Source organism: Parasphingorhabdus sp., assembly GCF_036964565.1.
Classification (GTDB): Bacteria; Pseudomonadota; Alphaproteobacteria; order Sphingomonadales; family Sphingomonadaceae; genus Parasphingorhabdus.
This window is the reverse complement of the sequence record NZ_JBALTN010000008.1, coordinates 125,646-145,344: the sequence shown is the minus strand read 5'-3', so window position 1 is coordinate 145,344 and position 19,699 is coordinate 125,646. Positions and strand designations below refer to the sequence as shown.

Here is a 19,699-nt window from a genome sequence, read left to right as displayed (position 1 = left end):
GATGCCCGCCCAGGCGGGGATTAGACAAGCGACAGGATACCGCCGGTTTTAACCGGGCAGCGTCCTCCGTCTCGTTCCGTAATTTTCGGAACAATACAGCCCGGACGGGGTGATGCATGACAATTTGGGTTGGCAAGCCGGACGAAATGGTTCGTTCGGCCTCTGTGAAGGAGATTGATCGTGCGTACAGGCGTGATCGCGAAGAAAATGGGGATGACCCGCTTGTTTCAGGAAGACGGACGGCATGTGCCGGTTACCGTTCTTTCCCTGGAAGAATGTCAGGTTGTCGGCGCGCGTAACCAAGAGCGTGATGGCTATTTTGCCGTCCAGCTCGGCGCTGGTCCCCGCAAAGCGAAAAATGTAAACAAGCCGCAGCGCGAAGCTTTTGCCAAGGCAGAAGTCGAGCCGAAGGCGCGGGTTGCCGAATTCCGGGTTGATAGCGAAGATGCTTTGCTCCCCATCGGTGCCACCGTTACTGCTGATCATTTCATTGCCGGCCAGATGGTCGATATCCAGGGCGTAACCCAGGGTAAGGGCTTTGCCGGTGCGATGAAGCGCTGGGGTTTCGGCGGCATGCGCGCAACCCATGGTGTATCCATCTCTCACCGTGCACACGGCTCGACTGGTCAGAACCAGGATCCGGGCAAGGTGTTCAAGGGCAAGAAGATGGCCGGACACATGGGCGCGAAAAACCGCACCCAGCAGAATCTGGAAATCGTCCGTACCGACGCCGCTCGTGGCCTGATCTTCGTGCGCGGCAGCGTTCCGGGATCGAAGGGTGGCTGGCTTCTGGTAAAGGATGCCGTAAAGGTTGCGCTTCCCGAAGGCGTTCCATTCCCGGGCGCTCTGCGCCGCAATGCGGATGAAACGGCAAGCGAAGATGCACCGGCTGGCATGATCGAAGCGGATGCAGTGATCGAAGCGCCCGTCGGTCCGACCGATGCAGAAATAGCGGCGGCAGCCGAGGCTCCTGCAGCAGCGCCGGCAGAAGAGAAATCCGATGCGGCAGATGATGCAGGGAAGGAGGGCTAAGCCATGAAATTGAAAGTGATAACCCTCGACGCAAAAGCCAAGGGCGACATCGAATTGAACGATGACGTTTTCGGAATCGAAGCGCGTGCAGATATTCTTCACCGTGTCGTCAACTGGCAGCGTGAAAAAGCCCGCGGAACGGCCCGCCCGACCCGCGAGCGTGCAGACGTCGCCCGTACCGGCAAGAAGTTCGGCAACCAGAAGGGCGGCGGTACCGCTCGTCATGGCGATCGCCGCGCTCCTATCTTCATCGGTGGTGGTAAGGCTCATGGTGCTCGCAAGCGCGACTTCAATCCTTCGCTGAACAAGAAGGTCCGCGCTCTCGGTCTGAAAATGGCGCTGAGCGACAAGGTCAAGAACGACAAGCTGATCGTGCTTGAAAATATCGATATCAAGGAAGCCAAGACACAGGCTCTCCTGGCACAGATCGGAAAGCTCGGCTTCGGCAGAACGGCCCTGATCATGGACGGCGATGTTATCAACGATGCTTTCTCGAAGGCGTCGAACAACATTCCGCTCGTAAACGTGATGCCAGCTGCTGGTGCCAATGTTTACGACATTCTGAACCATGAAACCCTGGTGCTGACGCGCGCAGCGGTTGAAAAGCTGGAGGCGCGCTTCAATGGCTAAAAAAGAAGCTGTCGATATCCGTCATTATGACGTGATTGTCGGTCCGCACATCACCGAAAAGTCGACCTTGCTCAGCGAGCATAATGCTGTCGTGTTCAAAGTAGCGAACACTGCAACCAAGCCGCAGATCAAGGCCGCCATCGAGGCGTTGTTTGATGTCAAAGTCAAGAACGTCAACACGCTGGTGCAAAAGGGCAAGACCAAGAAGTGGAAGGGTCGCCCCTACACCCGCAATGACATCAAGAAGGCTGTTGTCACTTTGGCCGAAGGCCAGACCATTGACATCACCACGGGAGTTTAAGGGCACATGGCATTAAAATCCTATAAACCGACAAGCCCCGCCCGGCGTGGTCTTATCCTGGTCGACAAGAGCGGCCTGTGGAAAGGCAAGCCCGTCAAGAAGCTTGTCGAAGGCAAGAACAAGACCGGTGGACGGAACAACAAGGGTCATGTGACTTCGCGCGGCATCGCCGGCGGTCACAAGCAGAAATATCGTCTCGTCGATTTCAAGCGGCGCAAATGGGACATGACTGCGACGGTTGAGCGGCTCGAATATGACCCGAACCGCACCGCCTTTATCGCCCTGATCAAATATGAAGACGGCGAACTGGCCTATATCATTGCGCCGCAGCGTCTCGACGTTGGCGACAGCGTGGTTGCCGGTCACAAGACCGACGTGAAGCCTGGCAACGCGATGCTCCTGTCGCAGATGCCGGTCGGCACGATTGTTCACAATGTCGAAATGAAGCCAGGCAAGGGCGGCCAGATCGCTCGCTCCGCCGGTGCCTATGTCCAGATCGTTGGTCGTGACCGCGGCATGGTGATTGTTCGCCTGAAGAGCGGCGAGCAGCGTTACCTGCGTTCCGACTGCATGGCGACCGTTGGCGCGGTTTCCAACCCGGACAATTCGAACCAGAATTTCGGCAAGGCTGGCCGTACCCGCTGGAAGGGACGTCGTCCTCTCACCCGCGGTGTTGCAAAGAACCCGGTCGATCACCCGCATGGTGGTGGTGAAGGCCGGACCTCCGGTGGTCGTCATCCTGTGACGCCATGGGGCAAGCCAACCAAGGGTGCCCGTACCCGTAGCAACAAATCGACTGACAAGATGATCATCCGGTCGCGTCACGCGAAGAAGAAGAGGTAAGCATGGCTCGTTCCATCAAAAAAGGTCCTTTTGTTGACCTCCACCTGCTGAAAAAAGCGCAGACCGCGCAGGAAAACAGTGCGCGTGCACCGATCAAGACCTGGTCGCGGCGTTCTACCGTATTGCCTGATTTCGTCGGCTTGACCTTCAGCGTATATAACGGTCAGAAATTCATTCCGGTTTCCGTGAATGAGGACATGGTCGGTCACAAGCTTGGCGAGTTCGCGCCCACGCGCAACTATTATGGCCACGGCGCTGACAAAAAAGGCAAGAAATAATGGGTAAGGCATCATCACCCCGCCGTGTGGGCGACAATGAAGCTTTGGCTGTCGGCAACTCCATTCGTGGATCTGCCCAGAAGCTGAACCTGGTTGCGCAGCTCATTCGCGGCAAGAAGGCGGAAGACGCGCTGAACATCCTGTCGTTTTCGAAGAAATCGATGGCAAAGGATGTCAGCAAGGTGCTTGCTTCGGCAATCGCCAATGCGGAAAATAATCACAATCTGGATGTCGACGCGCTGATCGTTCACGAAGCGAGCGTCGGCAAGTCGATCACGATGAAGCGCTGGAAGGCGCGTGCTCGTGGCCGTTCAGCCAAGATTATCAAGCCATTTAGCCGCGTTCGCATCGTTGTGCGCGAGCATGAAGAGGAAGAGGCGTAACCATGGGTCAAAAGAGCAATCCTATCGGGCTTCGCCTGCAGATCAACCGGACCTGGGACTCTCGCTGGTATGCGGAAGGTTCCAACTACGGCGACCTCTTGATGGAAGACATCAAGATGCGCAAGTTCATCATCAAGACGCTGCCTCAGGCCGCGATCTCGAAGGTTGTGATCGAGCGTCCGGCCAAGACCTGCCGCGTGTCCATCTATGCTGCACGCCCCGGCGTCATCATCGGCAAGAAGGGCGCGGACATTGAAAAGCTGCGCCGCCAGCTGAGCGACATGTCCTCCGGTGACGTTTCGCTGAACATCGTCGAAATCCGCAAGCCGGAAGTCGATGCACAGCTCGTGGCACAGGGCATTGGCGACCAGCTGATCCGCCGCGTTGCCTTCCGTCGTGCCATGAAGCGCGCCGTGCAGTCGGCACTGCGGCTTGGCGCCGAGGGCATCAAGATTGTCTGCGGTGGCCGTTTGGGTGGCGCGGAAATCGCGCGCGTTGAATGGTATCGCGAAGGCCGCGTGCCGCTTCATACGCTGCGCGCCAATATCGACTATGCCGAATATGAAGCGCTGACCGCTTACGGCATCATCGGTATCAAGGTCTGGATTTTCAAAGGCGAGATATTGGGTCACGACCCGATGGCTCAGGATCGGTTGATGGTGGAAGCACAGACTTCCGGCGTCCGTCCGCAGCATCAACGTTGATTTTTGAGGAATAGGTAGAGCATCATGCTGCAACCCAAGAAACATAAATTCCGCAAGGCTTTCAAAGGCCGGATCAAGGGCAAGGCCCCTGGTGGCGCCACGCTGAACTTCGGCAGCTACGGCCTGAAAGCCATGGAACCGGACCGGATTACCGCGCGTCAGATCGAGGCGGCTCGCCGTGCGATCACGCGTCACATCAAGCGTCAGGGCCGGTTGTGGATCCGGATTTTCCCGGATGTGCCTGTGTCCAAGAAGCCTGCCGAAGTGCGTCAGGGTAAGGGCAAGGGCTCGGTTGAATATTGGGCTGCCCGGGTAAAGCCAGGCCGGATCCTGTTCGAACTGGACGGCGTTCCCGGACCGATTGCAGCGGTTGCGTTCGAGCGGGCAGCGATGAAGCTCCCGATCAAGACAAAGGTTGTGGCCCGCCTCGGCGATACGTCACATCTGGAAGGTTAAGCGAGATGAGCATCAAGACAGAAGATATGCGGACCAAGACCGACGATCAGCTCGACACGGAACTGGGCGAACTGAAGCGCGAGGCATTTAACCTGCGCTTCCAGTCTGCGACCAACCAGCTCGAAAAGCCAAGTCGGATACGCGAAGTGCGCCGTACGATAGCAAAAATCAAAACCCTGCAGAACGAGCGTGCGAAAGCCGCCGTTGCAGAAAAGGCGTAAGGAACCGATATGCCAAAACGTATTCTCACCGGCACGGTCGTGTCAGACAAGGGCGACAAGACCGTTGTCGTCAATGTCGAACGCAAGGTGAAGCATCCGCTTTACGGAAAGATCATCCGGCGCTCGAAAAAATATCATGCGCATGACGAAAACAACGAGATCAGTCTCGGCGAAACCGTCCGCATCGAAGAAACCCGTCCGATTTCCAAGTTGAAGACCTGGAAGGTTCTGGAGCGGGTTGGCGCAGCAGCCGGTGTTGCGACACCGACCGTCAGCGAGATTACGGCAGGCGATCCGAAGGACGAAAAGGTCAAGGCGCCCGAGAAGCCGGCAGCCGAAGCGGCGCCAGCAGGCGAATAAGATTGGACTGCCCCGGTTTTTCGGGGTGACGAGATAGGAAACGCCCGGTTCGCCGGGTTTATGAAGAAGGAATTGGATCCATGATCCAGATGCAATCGAACCTGGATGTCGCTGACAATAGCGGCGCCAAACGCGTGCAGTGCATCAAGGTGCTGGGCGGCTCGAAGCGTCGCTTTGCCGGCGTCGGCGACATCATTGTCGTGTCGATCAAGGAAGCAGCACCGCGCGGCAAGGTCAAGAAGGGCGACGTTCACCGGGCGGTGATCGTGCGCACCAAGAAGGACATCCGCCGCAAGGACGGATCGGTCATCCGGTTCGACAGCAACGCTGCGGTTCTGGTCAACAACAACCAGGAGCCTATTGGCACCCGTATCTTTGGCCCCGTCGTTCGCGAACTGCGTGCCAAGAAGCATATGAAAATCATCAGCCTTGCGCCGGAGGTAATCTAATCATGGCCAACGCAAAGATCAAAAAAGGCGACACCGTCGTGATCCTGTCCGGCAAGGACAAGGGCAAGTCGGGCGAAGTCAGCAAAGTGATGCCGAAAGAAGGCAAGTGCATCGTTTCCGGTGTCAATATTGCCATTCGCCATCGCAAGCCGACCCAGGCAAACCCGCAGGGTGGCCTGGAACGTCGGGAAGCGGCGCTGCACATCAGCAAGGTGGCTCTGGCAGATCCGAAAGACGGCAAGCCTACGCGCGTCCGTTTCGAAAAGACAGAAGACGGAAAGATGCAGCGTATCGCTGTAAAATCCGGGGAGAAAGTCGATGGCTGACAAAAAATATATCCCGCGCATGCGCACCAAGTATGACGAGGAAATCGTCAAGGCGATGCAGGAGAAGTTCAACTATTCCAACCATATGGAAGTGCCACGTATTACGATGGTCACGATCAACATGGGTGTGGGCGAAGGCAGCCAGGACAAGAAGAAGGTCACGACTGCCGCGGCTGAAATGGAATTGATTGCCGGTCAGAAGCCAGTCATCACCAAGGCGAAGAACTCGATCGCGACGTTCAAGCTGCGGGAAGGCATGCCGATTGGCTGCAAGGTGAACCTGCGCCGCGAACGGATGTACGAATTCATCGATCGTCTGGTGACGGTCGCGATGCCCCGTATCCGGGATTTCAGGGGTCTGAACCCGAAAAGCTTTGACGGCCGTGGCAATTTCGCCATGGGCTTGAAAGAGCAGATCATTTTCCCCGAAATCGCGTATGACAACATCGACGTGGTACGCGGCATGGACGTGATCGTGACGACAACAGCAAAAACAGACGAAGAAGCCCGCGCGCTTCTGGCCCTGTTCGGTTTCCCGTTCCCCAAAGAGGAACAATCGGAAGAAAAAGAAGCCGCGTAAGCGCGCTTCATTATACGGAAGGACGAGAACTTAAGTCATGGCGAAACTGAGTTCCATTAACAGAAACGAAAAACGCAAGCGGATGGTGAAGAAATACGCCGGCCGCTATGCGAAACTGAAGGCAATGGCATCGGATCAGTCTCTCGACGAGACCGAACGTCTGATGGCGCGCCTGAAGATGGCGGAAATTCCGCGCAACGCAAATCCAACCCGCGTGCGCAACCGCTGTGAAACCACAGGACGTCCGCGCGGCTATTACCGCAAGTTCCGCCTGTGCCGCATCGAGCTGAGAGACATGGCCAACAAAGGCCTGATTCCCGGCGTCACGAAATCAAGCTGGTAAGGGAGAGATAATATGGCTTTTACCGATCCCTTGGGTGACATGCTCACCCGTATCCGCAACGGACAACAGGCACGCAAAGACAGCGTCGTAACGCCTGCGTCCAAACTGCGTGGTGCCGTCCTCGAAGTGTTGCAGCGCGAAGGTTATATTCGCGGCTTTTCCGAAGAAGAGGTCAACAAGCACCCCGGTCTGCGGATTGAACTGAAATATTTTGAAGGTCAGCCGGCAATTCGCCACGTGGCCCGTGTTTCGAAGCCTGGTCGCCGTGTCTACAGCGGATCGGAAGATCTGCCGCGGGTGCGCAATGGCCTGGGCATTACAATCGTATCTACGCCACAAGGTGTTCTGTCTGACGCGGAAGCGCGTCAGGCGAAGGTCGGCGGCGAAGTACTGGCTGAGGTATTCTAATCATGTCCCGTATTGGTAAAAAATCAGTGGCTATTCCGGACGGCGTCACCGCCGTGATGGAAGATGGCCTGGTCAAGGTCAAAGGCCCGAAGGGCGAGCTTTCGACCCCGATGGTCGATGATCTGACCTACGAGTTGAACGACGGCGGATTGCTGGTAAAGCCGGCAAACAAGTCGAAGACCGCGCGCGCGTTCTGGGGTATGCAGCGGACTCTGGTACAGAACCTGGTTGACGGTGTAACTACCGGCTTTACCAAGGTACTGGAGATCAACGGCGTTGGTTATCGTGCGGCAGCGCAGGGCAAGAACCTCAACCTGCAACTCGGTTACAGCCACGACGTGAACTTTGCGGTTCCGGACGGCATCGAAATCAAGACCCCCGACCAGACAACGATCGAAATCACCGGCATGGACAAACAGCAGGTGGGTCAGGTCGCTGCCGAAATCCGGCGCTGGCGCAAGCCCGAACCGTACAAGGGCAAGGGTATCAAATATCGCGGCGAATATATTTTCCGCAAAGAAGGGAAGAAGAAATAAGCCATGGCGAATATTTCTCAGTTCAAACGGCGCCAGCAACGCGTACGCAGCAAATTGCGCAAGCGCGGGCTCTCAAAGCCTCGTTTGTCCGTGCATCGCACGAGCCGGCATATCTATGCCCAGGTTATCGACGATGCCGAGGGCAAAACGCTGGCTTCCGCTTCGACCATCGACAAGGCGTCCACCGTCAAGACCGGTGCTGACAGCAAGGCTGCTGCCGACGTCGGCAAGCGCGTTGCCGAAGCGGCCAAGAAGGCTGGCGTTAAGGAAGTAATTTTTGACCGTGGCGGGTTCCTGTTTCACGGACGTGTGAAGGCCCTGGCCGACGCTGCACGTGAAGGCGGATTGGAGTTTTAATATGGCTGATGAGAACACAACACCAGAAGGCGCGGCGCAGCCGGGTACCACTGGCGAAGGCAATCAGCCGGAAGCAGCGGTAGCACCCGAAGCGAAAACCGGCGGTCCAGAGCGTCAGTCGCGCGGTGGAAACCGTGGCGGTGCCGGTGGTCGTGACAACCGCGGTGGCGGCGGTGGCGGTCGTGACAATCGTGGCGGAGGCCGTGATAATCGCGGTGGCGGTCGTGGCGGTCGTGGCAACAATGACGGCGGCGAAGAGCTGATCGAGAAACTGGTTCACATCAATCGCGTTTCCAAGACCGTCAAGGGCGGCAAGCGCTTCGGTTTTGCTGCACTGGTTGTGGTAGGCGACGGCAAGGGCCGCGCCGGTTTCGGCAAGGGCAAGGCCCGCGAAGTTCCGGAAGCCATTACCAAGGCAACTGCGGCTGCTAAGAAATCAATGGTTCGCGTGCCTCTGCGCGATGGCCGGACCCTGCACCATGATGGCACTGGCCAGTTTGGCGCCGGCAACGTGACCGTCCGTTCGGCACCGGCCGGTACCGGCATCATCGCCGGCGGCCCGATGCGCGCCGTGTTTGAAAGCCTTGGCGTTTCCGACGTTGTGACCAAATCCAACGGCACCGCCAATCCTTACAACATGATCCGCGCAACCTTTGCCGCACTGGCAGATCAGTCGAGCCCGAAAGCTGTTTCGCAGCGGCGCGGCAAGAAAGTGACCGACCTGCTTGCGCGTGCTGGCGGTTCGGCTGCTGAAGTGGCAGCAGACGCCGCAGCAGTTACGGAGTAATTTTGATGGCCAAAGTGAAAATCAAGCAGATCGGTTCGCCGATCCGGCGTCCGGAAGTTCAGCGCAAGACGCTGATCGGTCTCGGTCTCAACAAGATGCACCGTGTTTCCGAACTGGAAGACACTGCAGAAGTCCGCGGCATGATCCGTAAAGTCCATCATCTGGTGGAGGTTGTCGAAGGGTAACACCCGACACCTCCGTGCGAATAAAAGCGAAAGCGAGTACACGACATGAAACTCAACGAACTTAGAGACAATGAAGGCGCGCGCAAGTCGCGCATGCGCGTTGGCCGGGGCATTGGCTCGGGCAAGGGCAAGACCGGCGGACGTGGCCAGAAGGGCCAGAAATCCCGTTCCGGTGTCTCGATCAACGGTTTTGAAGGCGGCCAGATGCCGCTCCACATGCGTCTCCCGAAGCGCGGGTTCAACAACCCGTTCGGCACCGACTATGCAGAAGTGAACCTGGGCATGATCCAGAAGTTCATCGACAGCAAGAGCCTCGACGCCAAGGGCACGATCGACCATGCCACGCTGAAAGCCGCTGGCCTGGCCCGTGGCGGCAAGGATGGCGTACGGTTGCTCGCCAAAGGCGAACTGACCGCGAAAATCACGATCGCCGTTGCCGGAGCGTCCAAGGCTGCCGTTGCTGCGGTCGAGAAAGCTGGCGGCAAGGTCGAAATCCTTCCTGCGGGTGGCGAACGCCGTCCCAAGGGTGAGAAAAAGGCAGTGCCTTCCAAGCCCGCGCGCGAGAAAAAAGCCGCTAACAAGGCGAAAAACAAAGATTGATCTTCAAGGGGCGCTAGTTTTAGCGCCTCTTTTTCTGGCCCCTTGTTTTTGATGCGCTAACATCCGATATGGGGCGGGTTGCATACCCGCAAACGCGGGTATTCATCTCCGGAGATTGCAACAGATAGCAATAGTTGGAGATGGGCCTCTGCCTCCGCAGGGGCGCGTTGCAAACTAACAGTGGGCAGGAAAGTCAACCATGGCATCAAGAGCCGATCAGGTCGCAGCGAATCTAAGCCTGGCAAAATTTGGCGAAGCGACCGAACTGCGCAAGCGGATCTGGTTTACGTTGGGCGCCCTAATCATTTTCCGCATGCTCAGCTTTGTGCCGCTGCCCGGAGTCGATCCGGTCGTGCTGGCAGATCTCTATGACCAGACCCGCGGCGGCGTCCTCGATATTTTCAATACATTCTCCGGCGGTTCGCTCGAGCGGATGAGCCTGATCGCACTGGGCGTGATGCCCTATATTACGGCATCGATCGTCGTCCAGTTGGCCGCGGCGCTGTCTCCAACCCTGGCCGCCGTCAAGAAAGAGGGCGAAGCCGGGCGCAAGAAGCTCAATCAATATACCCGCTACGGCACGGTCGGCCTGACCGCCGTCCAAGGCTATTTCATCGCCGTCGGTCTCGAAAGCTTTGCTTCGCAATCGGGTCTGCAGGCGGTCGTTGAACCCGGCTATATGTTCCGCGTTGGCGCGGTTATCAGCCTGGTTGGCGGCACCCTGTTCCTGATGTGGCTGGGCGAGCAGATCACCAGCCGCGGCATCGGCAATGGTATTTCGCTGATCATCATGGCCGGCATTGTCGCCCAGATGCCGACCTTTGTCGGCAACCTGATGGAAGGCAGCCGCACCGGTTCGATCAACGCGCTGACGATTGTCGGTCTGATTGCCATGGTTGCAGGCCTGATCCTGTTCATCAGCTTCATGGAACGCGCCCAGCGACGGGTGCTGATCCAGTATCCCAAGCGCGCCACGCAGCACGGCGTGATGCAGGCCGACCGCAGCCATCTGCCGCTCAAGGTCAATACCGCAGGCGTTATCCCGCCGATTTTTGCCTCTTCGCTGCTGCTGATGCCGCTGACGGTCAGCCAGTTTGCCGGCAACGCGACCGCGGGCGAAACCGCTTTTGGTGATTTTGTCATCACCCTCAACCAGTATCTTGCCCACGGCCAGCCGCTCTATATGGCTTTGTACGCCGCGGGCATCATCTTCTTCTGTTTCTTCTACACGGCCGTTGTCTTCAATCCGGAGGAAACTGCCGAGAATCTGAAGAAGAACGGTGGCTTCGTCCCGGGCATCCGCCCCGGCAAGAACACCGCCGACTATCTTGACTATGTGCTGACCCGGATCACCGTGGTTGGCGCGGCCTATCTCGCCTTTGTCTGCGTTCTTCCGGAATATGTCATGGCCCAGACAAGTCTGCCGATCTTCTTCCTGGGTGGCACCAGCCTGCTGATTGTCGTCAACGTGACGGTCGACACGGTGACCCAGATCCAGAGCCACCTGCTCGCCCTGCAATATGGGGACCTGCTGAAGAAGGCGAAGCTCAAGGGCGGACGGCGCAAGCGCTGAGTGCCGGCACCGCGCAATTAACTCACTGTCTTTCCATCATCACGGGGGTAATCGTATGGACATCATCTTGTTGGGACCACCGGGTGCCGGGAAGGGAACCCAGGCGAGCCGTCTGGAAGATGAGCATGGCATGGTCCAGCTGTCGACCGGCGACATGCTCCGCGCCGCGGTCAAGGCCGGGACGGAAGTCGGCCTGAAGGCGAAGGCCCTGATGGACGCGGGCGAACTGGTCCCGGATGAGGTGGTGTCCGGGATTATTGGCGACAGGCTTGACGAACTCGGACCGGAGCAGGGCGTGATCTTCGACGGCTATCCCCGCACTTCGGCGCAAGCCGAGTCGCTCGACGCCATTCTCGCCGACCGCGGTCGCAGCCTTGACCATGTGATCGAACTGGTCGTGGACGAAGATGCCCTGGTGGAACGGATTGTCGGTCGCTTCACCTGCGGCAATTGCGGAGCCGGCTATCACGACACGTTCAAGCAGCCCGCCGTCGAAGGTGTCTGCGACGTCTGCGGCTCGACCGAGTTCAAGCGCCGGCCCGACGACAACGAGGAAACCGTGCGGACCCGGATGCAGGAATATCGCGCCAAGACAGCTCCGATCTTGCCAATCTACGAAGCGCGCGGCATTGTGCGGAAGGTTGACGGCATGGGCAGCATGGCGGAAGTCAACGCGGCGATAGAGGAAGTTCTGTCGCTCTGAACCCATTGGGCAGGAGACGGGGCATGGGCAAACTGATATTGCGGGCAGCATGCGCAGCCGCCGTGCTTTGCCCCATCACCGCCGCCAGGGCAGAAGTCACCAACAGCACCGACAATGGCTTTACCGTCCAGCACCAGCTGGTGGTTGCGGCGGATGCAGAATCCGTCTGGAAAGCCATGATTGCCCCTTCGCGCTACTGGAATGGCGACCACAGCTGGTCGGGCGACGCGCAGAATTTCTATCTCGTGCCCCAGGCCGGCGGCTGTTTCTGCGAGCTCATTCGATCCGGGTCCGACGACAATATAAAGACATCCGAAGGCAGCGTGCAGCATATGCGCGTGATCTATGCCCACACCAACAAGATGCTCCGCATGTCGGGCGCCCTGGGCCCGTTGCAGGGCGAGGCGGTGACGGGAACTCTGAGCATGCAGTTGCAGCCGCAGGGCGACAGCACCGCGGTGCGCTTTACCTATAAGGTCGGCGGCTACATGGAATTTCCGGTCGACCAGATCGCCCCTGCGGTCGATGCTGTCATCGGCGAGCAGCTGGCCCGTCTGGGGGCCCTGTTTGGCGAAACGCAGCAGCCGGATGACGATGCCGTGGACTCGGAATCCGGGGCGAATGGCAGCGACGACAATGCGTCTGCCGGCGACGGTGATCCCGGTTGATCGGCACCCGATGGCAGCGCTTTACCAAGACCGCAGAAAAGTTCTATGAAGGAAGATACCCGCTGCCGACTCGAGGAGGTCGACAGCGATAATCGGGTCGCGCTGATATACAATGGGGGTATAGGATGGCCGTTTCCGATCACGTGGATTTTCCGACATTCATGGAAGGCGTCAAGAAGCGCAATCCGGGGCAGCCTGAATTCGTTCAGGCGGTCCAGGAAGTCGCAATGGATATTTTCGATTTCATCCAGGACAAGGAAGCCTATCACAGCGCGCAGATCCTGCGGCGCATCGCCGAGCCGGACCGGGTGATTTCCTTCCGGGTGTGCTGGGAAGACGACAACCACAATGTCCGCGTCCAGCGCGGCTATCGCATCCAGAACAACAACGCGATCGGCCCGTACAAGGGCGGCATTCGCTTCCACCCCAGCGTCACCGAAAGCGTGCTGAAATTCCTGGCGTTCGAACAGACGTTCAAAAATGCCCTGACCGGCCTGCCGATGGGCGGCGGCAAGGGCGGTGCGAATTTCAATCCCAAGGGCAAGTCCGATGCCGAAGTCATGCGCTTCTGCCAGTCGTTCATGACCGAACTCTATCGCCATATCGGCCCGGACACCGATGTTCCCGCGGGTGACATTGGCGTCGGCGGCCGCGAAATCGGCTATATGTTCGGCCAGTACAAGCGCATTACCAACCGCTGGGAAGGCGTGCTGACCGGCAAGGGACTGGAATATGGCGGCTCCCAGATGCGGCCAGAGGCAACCGGCTATGGCGCCGTCTATTTCATGCAAAACATGCTCAAGCACCGCGGCGACACGATCGACGGCAAGACGGCGGTGATTTCCGGATCCGGCAATGTCGCCACCCATGCGGCAGAGCAGATCGTCAAGCAGGGCGGCAAGGTGCTGACGCTGTCCGACAGCGGCGGCTTCATCCATGATCCCGACGGCATCGATCAGGAGAAAATCAACTGGGTCAAGCATCACAAGACGCACACAAGGGGACGGATCAGCGACTATACCGATCAATACACCAACGCCTCCTATCATGACGGCAAGCGGCCATGGGGCGTGCCTTGCGATCTGGCCTTGCCCTGCGCCACGCAGAACGAACTCAACGAGGAAGAGGCGAGGGAACTGGTCGCCAACGGGGTAATCGCGGTTTCGGAGGGCGCCAACATGCCGACCACGCTCGAAGGCGTCCATGTCTTCCACGATGCGAAGATCATGTACGGGCCGGGCAAGGCGGCCAACGCCGGCGGGGTTGCGGTTTCCGGCCTGGAAATGAGCCAGAATTCGGAGCGGATCAGTTGGAACCACGAGCGGCTCGGCGAGATGCTGACCGACCTGATGCAGGGCATCCACGGCAAGTGCGTCGAATATGGGGACCAGGGCGACGGCTATGTCGACTATGTGAAAGGGGCCAATATTGCCGGCTTCAAGAAGGTCGCCGATGCCATGCTCGCCTACGGCGTCGTGTAGCTTATAATTATCTTGCGCAAGAATGCGCCATCGGCCAGATAACCGGCCGATGGCGCAAGCAGATATCTCGAAGGCGAAAGAGGACCGGCAGAAGCTCCGGGAGCCCTGCGAAATAGGCTGGTGCGAACTGATTGACCTGCCGGAATTCGGCGTGAAGAACCTGCACGCCAAGGTCGACACCGGCGCCGCCACGTCATCCCTGCACGCAACCCGGATCAAACCGTTCGAAAAGGACGGAGAGACTTATGTCCAGTTCACGATTCCGATGGGCAGCGGGGTGGCTGATCATCATTGCGAAGCGCGGGTCTATGGCCAGCGGCGGATCAAAAGTAGCAATGGTGTCATGCAAAATCGATATGTGATAGAAACGGCGATGAAACTCGGGCCGCTTGAATGGGTAGGTCACATGACGCTGGCCAACAGGCAGTCCATGATATTTCCGGTCCTGATAGGTCGCCGGGCGCTGAAACGGGGCTTTCTCGTCAACAGCGCCAGACGATGGATGCTTGGTCGGCACCAAGAAAGATAATGTATGAAAATCGCCATGCTTGCCCGGAATCCGAATCTCTATTCGCACAAGCGCCTGGTCGAGGCGGCGGAGGCGCGCGGGCATGTGCTCGACATATTGAACACGACCCGCTGTACGGTGAATATCGCCAGCCACCGGCCGACGATCACCTATAATGGTGACCGGCTGGAAGGCTATGAAGCGGTCATCCCGCGCATTGGCGCATCGATCACCAATTACGGCACCGCGGTGCTGCGACAGTTTGAAATGGCGGGCGTCTGGCCGCTCAACGAGAGCGTGGCCATTGGCCGCAGCCGGGACAAGCTGCGGTCGATGCAGATATTCGCCAAATATGGTCTGGGCCTGCCGCTTACCGCCTATGCCAATGACCCGAAGCAGGCGGAAGAGATCATCCGGGCGGTCAATGGTCCGCCGGTGGTCATCAAGCTGCTCGAGGGCACCCAGGGCATCGGCGTGGTTCTCGCCGAGACCATGTCCAGCGCCAAGTCGGTGATCGAGGCGTTCCGCGGCGCCAACGTCAACATTCTGGTGCAGGAATTCATCAAGGAAGCCGGCGGCACGGATATCCGCGCGCTGGTCGTCGGCGGCAAGGTGATCGCCGCGATGAAGCGCACCGGCGCGGCGGACGACTTCCGCTCCAACCTGCATCGCGGCGGCAGCGCCCAGATCGTCAAGATCACGCCCGAGGAGCGGCTCACCGCCCTGCGCGCGGCCAAGCATATGGGGCTGAACGTGTGCGGCGTCGACATGCTGCGGTCCAACCACGGCCCGGTGATCATGGAAGTGAACAGCTCGCCCGGTCTCGAAGGCATCGAAAATGCCACGGGCAAGGACGTCGCGGGCCAGATCATCGAATTTATCGAGAAAAATGCCAAGCCCGGAAAGACGAAGACGCGCGGCAAGGGGTGACGCTTCGGCGCAGAACTCCGCGCCCGGTCGTCAAATAACCTCGTCCTCGTCGAGCAGCTGGTTGCTGGTGATCGCCGTTTCAATCAGCCCCAGCCGTTCGCTCACCGTATCGAAAATCCGCACTTCGGCGATATGCAGCAGCGCATCGCCCTGGTTGACCACGGGCAGGTTGCTGTGGCCGATGACGATGCCGTCGACCGGAGAGAGGATCGCTTCCTCGCCGTCGCCGAATATGTCGCTGATGCAGGCGACGGTATCGCCCTTGTGCACCTTGGTTCCGGAAGGCGCGACCAGCCGGCAAATGCCGCCCTTGGTCGAGCGCAGCCAGACCGTGCGCGTTGCCTGGGCCGGCGGTGCGCCGCGCTTGCTCAGCCGCTTGGTGTCGATCATGCCCAGCTTCTTGAGCACCCTGAGGATCCCGTTGACGCCGGTGAGCACGGAAAATTCGTCGAAGCGGAGCGCTTCCCCCGCTTCCATCAGCAGCATGTCGACACCGGCTTCTCGCGCCAGCGCGCGCAGCGACCCTGGGCGCAATTCCGCTTCGATGATGACCGGTGGCCCGAAATCGATCGCCAGCTCCTTGAGCTCGGGATTGCCGGAAGCGATGCGGATCTGCGGCAGATTGTAGCGATGCTGGGCGGCGCTGTGGATATCGATGCCGAGCGAACAATGGTCGATGATCTCGGTGGAGAAGATATGGGCCAGTTGCGACGCCAGCGAGCCCTTCTCCGTGCCCGGAAAGGAGCGATTGAGGTCGCGGCGGTCGGGCAGGTAGCGGCTGTGCGTGATGAAGCCGAACATGTTGACCACCGGGACGAAAATGACCGTACCGGCCATGCGGGCAGGGTGGAGCTTCTTCATCAGCCGGCGGATGATCTCGGTGCCGATGATCTCGTCGCCATGGATCGCGGCGCTGACAAAGATGGTCGGTCCGGTCCGCTTTCCGTGAAACACGCGGACCACCATGTTGGCCTGCATGCCCGCGGAAAGGTCGCTGATTGGAATGGCAATATCACCGATGTTGCCCGGAGCCACGATTTGCCCGCCAATTTCGAACAGATCATGCTTGTTTCTGTTGGTCATGTTTCCCCCCGAACGCCGGGGTATATGGCGCAGGAGTTTTGCAAATCGCAAGTCAAATCATGCGGAGCCTGCAATGCTGCCTGTCTTCATGCACAAATATGATGTCTGCCCAACGAACCTAGATGCCCCATGAACTCCTGTCTTCACTCCTCGAAAAACGGCGATCCAGCAGCATGCTGTCCAGCCAGAAAGCCAAACACCATGCCGGGAGCGATAGTCCCGCCCGGTCCACCGTAGGTCATGCCCATGGCCGACGCCATTACATTGCCGGCGGCATAGAGACCGTGAATGACATCGCCATCGACATTGAGAACCTGAGCATTGCGATTGGTTTGCGGCCCGCCCTTGGTGCCCAGCGAGCCGCTCTTGATCTCAACCGCGAAAAACGGTCCCTGGCTGATCGGTCCAAGCGTCGCCCGTGGACTGTTTCGGTGGGCGGGATCACCCCACCAGATGTCATGGGCCGCTTCGCCTCGGGCAAAGTCCGCGTCACGACCCTTTTCGACCATCGCGTTCCAGTCGCTGACCGTTTTTTCCAGCGCTCCATCGGGAAGTCCCAAATTCTTCGCCAGTCCTGCCAGGCTGCCCGCACGCATCACCCACTGCGGCGGCATTTCCCCAGCGCTTCCGCCCTTCATGCCGAAGCCGTAAGCATCGACATAGCCTTTGTCGAAAATCAGCCAGCAAGGCAGGTTGGCATAGTCGAAGCTTGACACATCCTGCTCGTGGAACGCCGCGCCAAAGGCATTATAATTGGCGGCCTCGTTGACGAAACGCTTGCCCTTGTCGTTGACCATGATCGACCGTGGAAGCGAACGCTGTCCGGCTACCAGTGTGACCCCTGTAGAGACAACTTCGCGGGGCACTTCATGGACCGGCATCCACCAGGCTTCGCGCATATTGCCAAGTTTGGCGCCAATACGCATGGCCATTTTGAGGCCGTCGCCGGTGTTGGTCTCGATCGACACCGGATGGGTCATCGGGCCGCGCAGAAAGGCGCGTTTCAGCTGCTCGTCCCACTCGAATCCGCCGGTTGCCAGGATGACGGCGTCGGCCAGTTCATCCTGCTTCTTGCCATCCTTCTCCACCCGCACGCCGGTCACCCGCCCGTCGCGGTGGATGAGTTCGACCGCCCGGGCTCCCGTGACGGGCTCAATCCCGCGTTCCAGGCAGGCCTTCAGCAGACGTCCGATCAGGGCTTGGCCGCTGCCGCGTTCGTCGCAACTGGCTCGCCGCTCCAGTTCTTCGTCGCTTAGGGGTTGGGGCTTTGCCTGACCGAGCGGAGAATCAATGATCGAATAGCGCGGATCGGGATAATAAGGTGACCGGGTGACCCGCTCGGCCCATTCCCCCAGTTTATCAAACGCATAAGGCGGGCAGTCGAGCGATCGACCGCCATTGATCATGCCGCCCGGATGCTCCGCATGATAGTCGGGAAATTCCGGTATCGACCGGAAAGCTACCGGACCGTTTTCCTCCAGATGCCTGATCATTGCCGGCCCCGCATCCAGAAACGCTTCGGCGAGATCTGCCGGGATCATGTCGTGCGACAGGGACATCAGATATTTCAGCGCATTATCGCGGCTGTCAACAACGTCCAGTTCATCTTCATGGTGATTGTTCGGAATCCACACCATGCCTCCCGACCAGGCGGTCGTACCGCCGATCTGGTCATGTTTTTCGAACACCCAAACGTCGGCTCCCGCATCATGTGCGGCGATCGCAGCGGTCAATCCGGAGCCGCCGCTTCCCAATATTATTACCTGAGCCGTCATTTTTCCCTTTTCCCAATCTTGCTATGCTAGGCTCTGTTCGACGTCGCAATCCTCACGAACCACTATCATTTGTAAGAAATCGCCGGGCTTTTGGCTCGTCCGGGATGAGCAACATGCTATTTGGGTTCGGCATATCGCCGGCCCACGGAAAGACGGGCCCGGCCTGCAAAATGGCGCTCTTCCGCCCTTGACAATGTCTCATGTGCGGCCTAATTAACAGCCATTCGAAACCGTTTTGAACCGGCAGTACCTTTTTGGGTGCGCGCTGGTTTTGTGCGTTTTGAGTAATGTTTTTAACGACTTGGCTATGAGATAGGCGCCGGCGAATCGGTCCCTGTGGAGCATGGAGAAAAATATTGGCACGTATTGCTGGGGTAAACATCCCAACTAACAAGCGCGTAATCATTGCGCTTACCTATATTCACGGTATCGGACGCACCAGAGCGGCTGAAATTGTCGAAAAATTGAAGATTGATCCGGCCCGCCGGGTTCAGGACCTGTCGGATCAGGAAATTTTGCACATTCGCGAAACGATCGATGCCGAGCACACGGTTGAAGGTGATCTGCGGCGTGAAGTTGCAATGAACATCAAGCGTCTGATGGATCTGGCCTGCTATCGCGGCCTGCGTCACCGTAAGGGCCTGCCGGTTCGCGGACAGCGCACGCATACCAATGCGCGCACCCGCAAAGGCAAGCCCAAGGCGATTGCTGGCAAAAAGAAATAAGACTTGTCTCTGGACAGGTATCTTCAAGATATTAGGTAGGAATTGATCACATGGCACGCGAACCGCAGCGCTTAAAGAAAAGTGCGCGCAAGAATATTTCGGCAGGCGTAGCGCACGTCAACGCCACTTTCAACAACACGATGGTCACCATCACCGATGCTCAGGGCAATGCGATAAGCTGGTCCTCGGCAGGCATGATGGGCTTCAAGGGCTCGCGCAAATCGACGCCTTATGCAGCCCAGGTTGCAGCGGAAGACGCAGGCAAGAAAGCCGCCGATCACGGCGTGCGGACGCTTGAGGTCGAAGTGAAGGGTCCCGGTTCCGGCCGTGAATCCGCTCTTCGTGCACTTCAGGCCGTGGGCTTCACGATCACCTCGATCCGTGACGTCACCCCAATCCCGCACAATGGTGTTCGGCCGTCCAAGCGGCGCCGCGTCTAAAACCGCTCGAGTTTCTGGGACGGTCGGCTGGCCG

29 protein-coding genes and 1 pseudogene are annotated in these 19,699 nt (G+C 58.7%); 28 read left to right on the top strand and 2 right to left on the bottom strand.

All coding sequences use genetic code 11. The features are described from left to right. Positions 1-180 precede the first annotated feature (180 nt). From rplC to rimK, 26 genes and pseudogenes are all read left to right on the top strand, one after another. Positions 181-1,032 (top strand): 50S ribosomal protein L3, encoded by an 852-nt coding sequence (gene rplC / locus V7650_RS12855; protein ID WP_335656641.1) that lies wholly within the window; start codon positions 181-183, stop codon positions 1,030-1,032. A 3-nt stretch (positions 1,033-1,035) separates the two neighbouring features. Next, on the top strand, positions 1,036-1,662 hold the full coding sequence (gene rplD / locus V7650_RS12850; RefSeq protein ID WP_335656640.1) for a 50S ribosomal protein L4: 627 nt from the start codon (positions 1,036-1,038) through the stop codon (positions 1,660-1,662). Then, positions 1,655-1,963 (top strand): 50S ribosomal protein L23, encoded by a 309-nt coding sequence (locus tag V7650_RS12845; RefSeq protein ID WP_067198324.1) that lies wholly within the window; start codon positions 1,655-1,657, stop codon positions 1,961-1,963. Before rplD ends, V7650_RS12845 begins: the two co-directional genes overlap by 8 nt. A gap of 6 nt (positions 1,964-1,969) precedes the next feature. Beyond that, positions 1,970-2,806: a 50S ribosomal protein L2 gene (rplB, locus tag V7650_RS12840; protein ID WP_335656639.1), complete on the top strand. Its 837-nt coding sequence runs from the start codon at positions 1,970-1,972 to the stop codon at positions 2,804-2,806. 2 nt (positions 2,807-2,808) lie between these two features. Beyond that, positions 2,809-3,084, top strand: a complete 276-nt coding sequence (gene rpsS, locus V7650_RS12835; RefSeq protein WP_335656638.1) for a 30S ribosomal protein S19 — start codon at positions 2,809-2,811, stop codon at positions 3,082-3,084. Continuing rightward, the gene (gene rplV, locus V7650_RS12830) at positions 3,084-3,467 is read left to right on the top strand and encodes a 50S ribosomal protein L22 (RefSeq protein ID WP_100092384.1); all 384 of its coding nucleotides are present in this window, start codon (positions 3,084-3,086) and stop codon (positions 3,465-3,467) included. Before rpsS ends, rplV begins: the two co-directional genes overlap by 1 nt. A gap of 2 nt (positions 3,468-3,469) precedes the next feature. Continuing rightward, the gene (rpsC, locus tag V7650_RS12825) at positions 3,470-4,171 is read left to right on the top strand and encodes a 30S ribosomal protein S3 (RefSeq protein ID WP_335656637.1); all 702 of its coding nucleotides are present in this window, start codon (positions 3,470-3,472) and stop codon (positions 4,169-4,171) included. Positions 4,172-4,195: 24 nt separating this feature from the next. Then, the gene (rplP, locus tag V7650_RS12820) at positions 4,196-4,627 is read left to right on the top strand and encodes a 50S ribosomal protein L16 (protein ID WP_176280101.1); all 432 of its coding nucleotides are present in this window, start codon (positions 4,196-4,198) and stop codon (positions 4,625-4,627) included. Between the two features lie 5 nt (positions 4,628-4,632). Then, complete coding sequence (rpmC, locus tag V7650_RS12815) at positions 4,633-4,848, top strand: 50S ribosomal protein L29 (protein WP_335656636.1); 216 nt, start codon at positions 4,633-4,635, stop codon at positions 4,846-4,848. A 9-nt stretch (positions 4,849-4,857) separates the two neighbouring features. Next, positions 4,858-5,109, top strand: a pseudogene (rpsQ, locus tag V7650_RS12810) (30S ribosomal protein S17); the annotation flags it as partial. 179 nt (positions 5,110-5,288) lie between these two features. Continuing rightward, positions 5,289-5,657, top strand: a complete 369-nt coding sequence (gene rplN, locus V7650_RS12805; protein WP_335656635.1) for a 50S ribosomal protein L14 — start codon at positions 5,289-5,291, stop codon at positions 5,655-5,657. A gap of 2 nt (positions 5,658-5,659) precedes the next feature. Then, a complete protein-coding gene (rplX, locus tag V7650_RS12800; RefSeq protein WP_335656634.1) occupies positions 5,660-5,983 on the top strand; it encodes a 50S ribosomal protein L24 in 324 nt (107 codons plus the stop codon). After that, a complete protein-coding gene (gene rplE / locus V7650_RS12795) occupies positions 5,976-6,563 on the top strand; it encodes a 50S ribosomal protein L5 (protein ID WP_335656633.1) in 588 nt (195 codons plus the stop codon). The genes rplX and rplE overlap by 8 nt, the downstream gene beginning before the upstream one ends. Positions 6,564-6,600: 37 nt before the next feature. Continuing rightward, positions 6,601-6,906, top strand: a complete 306-nt coding sequence (gene rpsN / locus V7650_RS12790) for a 30S ribosomal protein S14 (RefSeq protein WP_067198343.1) — start codon at positions 6,601-6,603, stop codon at positions 6,904-6,906. 12 nt (positions 6,907-6,918) lie between these two features. Further along, complete coding sequence (gene rpsH / locus V7650_RS12785; protein WP_323801234.1) at positions 6,919-7,314, top strand: 30S ribosomal protein S8; 396 nt, start codon at positions 6,919-6,921, stop codon at positions 7,312-7,314. 2 nt (positions 7,315-7,316) lie between these two features. Beyond that, a complete protein-coding gene (rplF, locus tag V7650_RS12780) occupies positions 7,317-7,850 on the top strand; it encodes a 50S ribosomal protein L6 (protein WP_335656632.1) in 534 nt (177 codons plus the stop codon). Between the two features lie 3 nt (positions 7,851-7,853). Then, complete coding sequence (gene rplR, locus V7650_RS12775; RefSeq protein ID WP_335656631.1) at positions 7,854-8,207, top strand: 50S ribosomal protein L18; 354 nt, start codon at positions 7,854-7,856, stop codon at positions 8,205-8,207. A 1-nt stretch (position 8,208) separates the two neighbouring features. Beyond that, the gene (gene rpsE, locus V7650_RS12770) at positions 8,209-8,994 is read left to right on the top strand and encodes a 30S ribosomal protein S5 (protein ID WP_335656630.1); all 786 of its coding nucleotides are present in this window, start codon (positions 8,209-8,211) and stop codon (positions 8,992-8,994) included. Positions 8,995-8,999: 5 nt separating this feature from the next. After that, positions 9,000-9,179 (top strand): 50S ribosomal protein L30, encoded by a 180-nt coding sequence (gene rpmD / locus V7650_RS12765; RefSeq protein WP_335656629.1) that lies wholly within the window; start codon positions 9,000-9,002, stop codon positions 9,177-9,179. A gap of 45 nt (positions 9,180-9,224) precedes the next feature. Further along, complete coding sequence (gene rplO / locus V7650_RS12760) at positions 9,225-9,779, top strand: 50S ribosomal protein L15 (RefSeq protein WP_335656628.1); 555 nt, start codon at positions 9,225-9,227, stop codon at positions 9,777-9,779. Positions 9,780-9,978: 199 nt separating this feature from the next. Then, complete coding sequence (gene secY, locus V7650_RS12755; protein ID WP_335656627.1) at positions 9,979-11,352, top strand: preprotein translocase subunit SecY; 1,374 nt, start codon at positions 9,979-9,981, stop codon at positions 11,350-11,352. Between the two features lie 55 nt (positions 11,353-11,407). Then, the gene (locus V7650_RS12750; protein WP_335656626.1) at positions 11,408-12,055 is read left to right on the top strand and encodes an adenylate kinase; all 648 of its coding nucleotides are present in this window, start codon (positions 11,408-11,410) and stop codon (positions 12,053-12,055) included. Positions 12,056-12,078: 23 nt separating this feature from the next. After that, positions 12,079-12,723: a hypothetical protein gene (locus tag V7650_RS12745; protein WP_335656625.1), complete on the top strand. Its 645-nt coding sequence runs from the start codon at positions 12,079-12,081 to the stop codon at positions 12,721-12,723. Positions 12,724-12,848: 125 nt separating this feature from the next. Next, positions 12,849-14,204, top strand: a complete 1,356-nt coding sequence (gene gdhA / locus V7650_RS12740) for an NADP-specific glutamate dehydrogenase (RefSeq protein WP_335656624.1) — start codon at positions 12,849-12,851, stop codon at positions 14,202-14,204. A 49-nt stretch (positions 14,205-14,253) separates the two neighbouring features. Next, the gene (locus V7650_RS12735) at positions 14,254-14,733 is read left to right on the top strand and encodes an ATP-dependent zinc protease family protein (protein WP_335656623.1); all 480 of its coding nucleotides are present in this window, start codon (positions 14,254-14,256) and stop codon (positions 14,731-14,733) included. Between the two features lie 3 nt (positions 14,734-14,736). After that, positions 14,737-15,642 (top strand): 30S ribosomal protein S6--L-glutamate ligase, encoded by a 906-nt coding sequence (rimK, locus tag V7650_RS12730; RefSeq protein WP_335656622.1) that lies wholly within the window; start codon positions 14,737-14,739, stop codon positions 15,640-15,642. A 30-nt stretch (positions 15,643-15,672) separates the two neighbouring features. Here rimK and V7650_RS12725 read toward each other — a convergent pair whose 3' ends face one another. After that, a complete protein-coding gene (locus V7650_RS12725; protein WP_335656621.1) occupies positions 15,673-16,725 on the bottom strand; it encodes a succinylglutamate desuccinylase/aspartoacylase family protein in 1,053 nt (350 codons plus the stop codon). Positions 16,726-16,868: 143 nt separating this feature from the next. Further along, the gene (locus V7650_RS12720; protein ID WP_335656620.1) at positions 16,869-18,500 is read right to left on the bottom strand and encodes an FAD-dependent oxidoreductase; all 1,632 of its coding nucleotides are present in this window, start codon (positions 18,498-18,500) and stop codon (positions 16,869-16,871) included. Between the two features lie 356 nt (positions 18,501-18,856). Here V7650_RS12720 and rpsM point away from each other — a divergent pair, with 356 nt between their 5' ends. Together rpsM and rpsK are read left to right on the top strand one after the other, a co-directional pair. After that, positions 18,857-19,225: a 30S ribosomal protein S13 gene (gene rpsM / locus V7650_RS12715; RefSeq protein ID WP_335656619.1), complete on the top strand. Its 369-nt coding sequence runs from the start codon at positions 18,857-18,859 to the stop codon at positions 19,223-19,225. Between the two features lie 50 nt (positions 19,226-19,275). After that, positions 19,276-19,665 carry a 30S ribosomal protein S11 gene (gene rpsK / locus V7650_RS12710; protein WP_089132898.1) on the top strand — a complete coding sequence of 130 codons (390 nt, stop codon included), beginning with the start codon at positions 19,276-19,278 and terminating at the stop codon, positions 19,663-19,665. Positions 19,666-19,699: the final 34 nt, after the last annotated feature.

What these genes read in the sequence shown, in the direction of transcription:
- rplD (WP_335656640.1), top strand. Translation starts at nt 1,036, where the DNA reads ATGAAATTGAAAGTGATAACCCTCGACGCAAAAGCCAAGGGCGACATC.
- V7650_RS12845 (WP_067198324.1), top strand. Translation starts at nt 1,655, where the DNA reads ATGGCTAAAAAAGAAGCTGTCGATATCCGTCATTATGACGTGATTGTC.
- rplB (WP_335656639.1), top strand. Translation starts at nt 1,970, where the DNA reads ATGGCATTAAAATCCTATAAACCGACAAGCCCCGCCCGGCGTGGTCTT.
- rpsS (WP_335656638.1), top strand. Translation starts at nt 2,809, where the DNA reads ATGGCTCGTTCCATCAAAAAAGGTCCTTTTGTTGACCTCCACCTGCTG.
- rplV (WP_100092384.1), top strand. Translation starts at nt 3,084, where the DNA reads ATGGGTAAGGCATCATCACCCCGCCGTGTGGGCGACAATGAAGCTTTG.
- rpsC (WP_335656637.1), top strand. Translation starts at nt 3,470, where the DNA reads ATGGGTCAAAAGAGCAATCCTATCGGGCTTCGCCTGCAGATCAACCGG.
- rplP (WP_176280101.1), top strand. Translation starts at nt 4,196, where the DNA reads ATGCTGCAACCCAAGAAACATAAATTCCGCAAGGCTTTCAAAGGCCGG.
- rpmC (WP_335656636.1), top strand. Translation starts at nt 4,633, where the DNA reads ATGAGCATCAAGACAGAAGATATGCGGACCAAGACCGACGATCAGCTC.
- rplN (WP_335656635.1), top strand. Translation starts at nt 5,289, where the DNA reads ATGATCCAGATGCAATCGAACCTGGATGTCGCTGACAATAGCGGCGCC.
- rplX (WP_335656634.1), top strand. Translation starts at nt 5,660, where the DNA reads ATGGCCAACGCAAAGATCAAAAAAGGCGACACCGTCGTGATCCTGTCC.
- rplE (WP_335656633.1), top strand. Translation starts at nt 5,976, where the DNA reads ATGGCTGACAAAAAATATATCCCGCGCATGCGCACCAAGTATGACGAG.
- rpsN (WP_067198343.1), top strand. Translation starts at nt 6,601, where the DNA reads ATGGCGAAACTGAGTTCCATTAACAGAAACGAAAAACGCAAGCGGATG.
- rpsH (WP_323801234.1), top strand. Translation starts at nt 6,919, where the DNA reads ATGGCTTTTACCGATCCCTTGGGTGACATGCTCACCCGTATCCGCAAC.
- rplF (WP_335656632.1), top strand. Translation starts at nt 7,317, where the DNA reads ATGTCCCGTATTGGTAAAAAATCAGTGGCTATTCCGGACGGCGTCACC.
- rplR (WP_335656631.1), top strand. Translation starts at nt 7,854, where the DNA reads ATGGCGAATATTTCTCAGTTCAAACGGCGCCAGCAACGCGTACGCAGC.
- rpsE (WP_335656630.1), top strand. Translation starts at nt 8,209, where the DNA reads ATGGCTGATGAGAACACAACACCAGAAGGCGCGGCGCAGCCGGGTACC.
- rpmD (WP_335656629.1), top strand. Translation starts at nt 9,000, where the DNA reads ATGGCCAAAGTGAAAATCAAGCAGATCGGTTCGCCGATCCGGCGTCCG.
- rplO (WP_335656628.1), top strand. Translation starts at nt 9,225, where the DNA reads ATGAAACTCAACGAACTTAGAGACAATGAAGGCGCGCGCAAGTCGCGC.
- secY (WP_335656627.1), top strand. Translation starts at nt 9,979, where the DNA reads ATGGCATCAAGAGCCGATCAGGTCGCAGCGAATCTAAGCCTGGCAAAA.
- V7650_RS12750 (WP_335656626.1), top strand. Translation starts at nt 11,408, where the DNA reads ATGGACATCATCTTGTTGGGACCACCGGGTGCCGGGAAGGGAACCCAG.
- V7650_RS12745 (WP_335656625.1), top strand. Translation starts at nt 12,079, where the DNA reads ATGGGCAAACTGATATTGCGGGCAGCATGCGCAGCCGCCGTGCTTTGC.
- gdhA (WP_335656624.1), top strand. Translation starts at nt 12,849, where the DNA reads ATGGCCGTTTCCGATCACGTGGATTTTCCGACATTCATGGAAGGCGTC.
- V7650_RS12735 (WP_335656623.1), top strand. Translation starts at nt 14,254, where the DNA reads ATGGCGCAAGCAGATATCTCGAAGGCGAAAGAGGACCGGCAGAAGCTC.
- rimK (WP_335656622.1), top strand. Translation starts at nt 14,737, where the DNA reads ATGAAAATCGCCATGCTTGCCCGGAATCCGAATCTCTATTCGCACAAG.
- V7650_RS12725 (WP_335656621.1), bottom strand. Translation starts at nt 16,725, where the DNA reads ATGACCAACAGAAACAAGCATGATCTGTTCGAAATTGGCGGGCAAATC.
- V7650_RS12720 (WP_335656620.1), bottom strand. Translation starts at nt 18,500, where the DNA reads ATGACGGCTCAGGTAATAATATTGGGAAGCGGCGGCTCCGGATTGACC.
- rpsK (WP_089132898.1), top strand. Translation starts at nt 19,276, where the DNA reads ATGGCACGCGAACCGCAGCGCTTAAAGAAAAGTGCGCGCAAGAATATT.